Source organism: Collimonas silvisoli, from assembly GCF_018305005.1.
Lineage (GTDB): Bacteria > Pseudomonadota > Gammaproteobacteria > Burkholderiales > Burkholderiaceae_D > Collimonas > Collimonas silvisoli.
Genome location: NZ_JAGQEG010000206.1, coordinates 1 through 2,598 on the forward strand (window position 1 = coordinate 1; position 2,598 = coordinate 2,598).

Consider the following 2,598-nt stretch of genomic DNA (forward strand, 5'->3'; position numbering starts at 1 on the left):
ATGCGCCTCGACAGCGGCGATCACTCTCTGCACCGCGTTGCCGTCGCTGACATCGAGTCGCCAGAATTTTGCTTTGGCTTGCCCGTCGTTGAGCAGCCCGGTGATGATGCGCCCTTCTCTTTCCAGCCCATCCAGAATCGCCAGCCGCGCACCGGCGGCGGAAAGCGCGCATGCGATCTGCAACGCCATACCGCGTGCCGCACCGGTGATCAGCGCGACCTTGTTCTTGAGGGGGAAGTAGGTTGAAAGTTGGCTCATTTTGTTTTCCTTTTGATCTTCGGTGCAGTTAATGCGGACGGTTTTCTCAAAGAGTTGTTCTAAATAGATGAGTGGTAATTGATGTGGGTGTGAGAACTAGCACGGCGGAATTGGCCGATCATGACCGGGTTTTCTTCTTTGTCGGCAGGCCGTCCTTCGGATTGGGATAAATCACAGGATTCAAAATATGTGGTGTGTAAATGAACCCGGTTTCTTTGGCCAGCCAGATGGTTCGCTCAGCGGGTAGTTTTGTCCGCCACTTCGTGACTGCCCAAGTGGTTTTCAGTCCGGCACGTTTAGCGACCGCTTTGTCACCGCCGAGATGATCGATTGCTTCGGAAACCGGGTTAGAGATGGGGATTTGTGCCATTTGATGTGGGTTCAAAGTAGAGTATTTGAACCGATATTACTACTTTAAGTAGTTTTTAACAACTACTTAAAATTGCGGTGACACAACTAAAAGTTTTGCCTATTCTGCTACCTATGGTAGACAGCAAAGAATCCAAAGGTATGCCGGGCAAATATCCGGGTTTCGCCAGCCGCGTTCAAGCAGCTATGAAAGACCACGCCATTACGGTGACTGACATCAAGGCCAAATTATCGATCAGCTATGAAATGGCACGCCGCTATATGCATGGCCAGGCAATGCCGCGCCAAGACAAAATTGTGTTGCTAGCTGAACTTCTGAAATCGTCACCCGCAAAGCTGCAGTTTGGTGATAGCGAAATAGTGGCTGAAAGAAAAAGCAACGCCAATAAATTTGTACCGCCGCAAGGGACCGGCGGCAAAGCAATGATTGATGCTGGCGACCTAACTAAGCTAATTGACCTATTTGCTAAATCAACTCCTCAAGGTCGCTCATCTATTCTTGATATGGCATCTCGTGTCGAAAAGATCGATATAAGACGCAAGAATTCTACTAAAGACAAACCTCAATGAGATCGCCACTTCGTGCATGCTATCGGTGCACCTAGTTCACCAGCTCTTTCAAATATCTTACTTTATCCTCTTGATGAAGCGATAAACGCAAAATGTGTCGAGATGGGTATAACTTATACACGCTATCCTGCGGCGACGCAGATGAGTGATGAATGGGTTCGACCGCGATTGTCTGATTCTGTCAGCCCGAAAGTAGCGGAAGATATCAAGGATGAAGGTTACGACCGTTGGTTAATATTAGTGGGACCGGATGGTAAGGTTGAGCAGATCACCCGTCTTGATGGCGCGGCCAACGCTATCAGCACGATCAAACCTTAAGGAATGAAGATGAAATCATTTGAAGAAACCAAGCGTGATCCGTTTTTAACGGAAGCGGTTTATCAAGAGCAAATTGACTATTGGCCCCGGTCAAATTTTTTTAAGCCTTCCGTACTGGCGAAGCTTGCGGACCCCCAACCATGATCGCGACCATCAACGTCTTTTAAGTTGGGATCGCTGTTACTCTAGTTTAGAGTACCTGACCCTTCGTTACTCGGCAGGCGAAACCATAGAAACGCTGCAAGAACCTGCACATGAGATGTTCGCCGAGTTCGCCCGGCACTACAGTGCATTTCCTGAAAAAAAGATGTTTCTTAGGGAGCAGGATGCTTATCAGTTCATTCTCTGGTTGCTGGGCTTGGCAGTGCTGTTCGGCCAAACTGAACGTGTGCAGCAAATCGCCACCTGGTTTAGCTACAAGCCAGAGGATGGCTGCGATCCGCTGATTGCGGCGCTGTTCGTCCGCATGGGAGTAGCGGACGTGCCGCGAGGCGACGGCTTGATCCATCCGAAGGCATACAGCTATCTCTATGATGCTGTGCGCGGCGATCCTGTCAATCCCGATGGTAGCGACCGAGTCGGGGCTATCCAGTTGTATCTGAAGAACTGGTACAAAGGCATGAAAAACTGTTACTGGTACAACCGACATAAAGGGCAGTTTGCCACCCATTTCGGCTACTGGTCGTTTGAATCGGGGCTGGCAACGATTTTGTATGAACTGGATGACAGCAGTTATCACGAGATGACTTTTTAACCAAAGGATCTAGTAGCATATGCACGCGAAAAAGGGCGAGCGACTGGTCCAGTCGGTCTCCCAGGGTCTACTCTCAAAGCTTTCCCCGGCTACATCTGCCCGCAAGCAGGAATGTGGCATGCACCGCATTTGCAAGGCCAAACAGTATGGGTATCGCAAGGCGATGCTATGCCCGGTTCTAAAACCAATGCCAGCGGCAATGTGACCTTACCCCGCTGAGTGCACCAATCGCAAGTTAGTAATTTCGCTGTTTTCGTTGTGATGCAATACCCGGAATTGGTCCGGTGCCATTTGCCCAAGGGCGCTATGTGGACGAACTGAGTTGTAAT

The 2,598-nt window shown here is 49.7% G+C and carries 6 protein-coding genes; 4 read left to right on the forward strand and 2 right to left on the reverse strand.

The features are described 5' to 3' along the window. Both KHU33_RS25935 and KHU33_RS25940 read right to left on the reverse strand, forming a co-directional pair. Positions 1-258 (reverse strand): SDR family NAD(P)-dependent oxidoreductase (locus KHU33_RS25935; protein ID WP_211468405.1); only part of this gene is annotated, 258 nt, incomplete at its 3' end. Between the two features lie 118 nt (positions 259-376). Then, the gene (locus tag KHU33_RS25940; RefSeq protein WP_211468407.1) at positions 377-628 is read right to left on the reverse strand and encodes a helix-turn-helix domain-containing protein; all 252 of its coding nucleotides are present in this window, start codon (positions 626-628) and stop codon (positions 377-379) included. A 77-nt stretch (positions 629-705) separates the two neighbouring features. Between KHU33_RS25940 and KHU33_RS25945 the strand changes: the two genes are divergently transcribed. From KHU33_RS25945 to KHU33_RS25955, 4 genes are read left to right on the forward strand one after another with little or no spacing between them, the layout of a single operon-like run. Further along, a complete protein-coding gene (locus tag KHU33_RS25945; protein WP_211468409.1) occupies positions 706-1,197 on the forward strand; it encodes a helix-turn-helix domain-containing protein in 492 nt (163 codons plus the stop codon). Positions 1,198-1,209: 12 nt separating this feature from the next. Next, positions 1,210-1,515: a hypothetical protein gene (locus tag KHU33_RS25950; RefSeq protein ID WP_211468411.1), complete on the forward strand. Its 306-nt coding sequence runs from the start codon at positions 1,210-1,212 to the stop codon at positions 1,513-1,515. A 9-nt stretch (positions 1,516-1,524) separates the two neighbouring features. Further along, positions 1,525-1,659: a hypothetical protein gene (locus tag KHU33_RS26730; RefSeq protein WP_268907151.1), complete on the forward strand. Its 135-nt coding sequence runs from the start codon at positions 1,525-1,527 to the stop codon at positions 1,657-1,659. Beyond that, complete coding sequence (locus KHU33_RS25955) at positions 1,640-2,269, forward strand: PoNe immunity protein domain-containing protein (RefSeq protein ID WP_211468413.1); 630 nt, start codon at positions 1,640-1,642, stop codon at positions 2,267-2,269. The genes KHU33_RS26730 and KHU33_RS25955 overlap by 20 nt, the downstream gene beginning before the upstream one ends. Positions 2,270-2,598 lie beyond the last annotated feature (329 nt).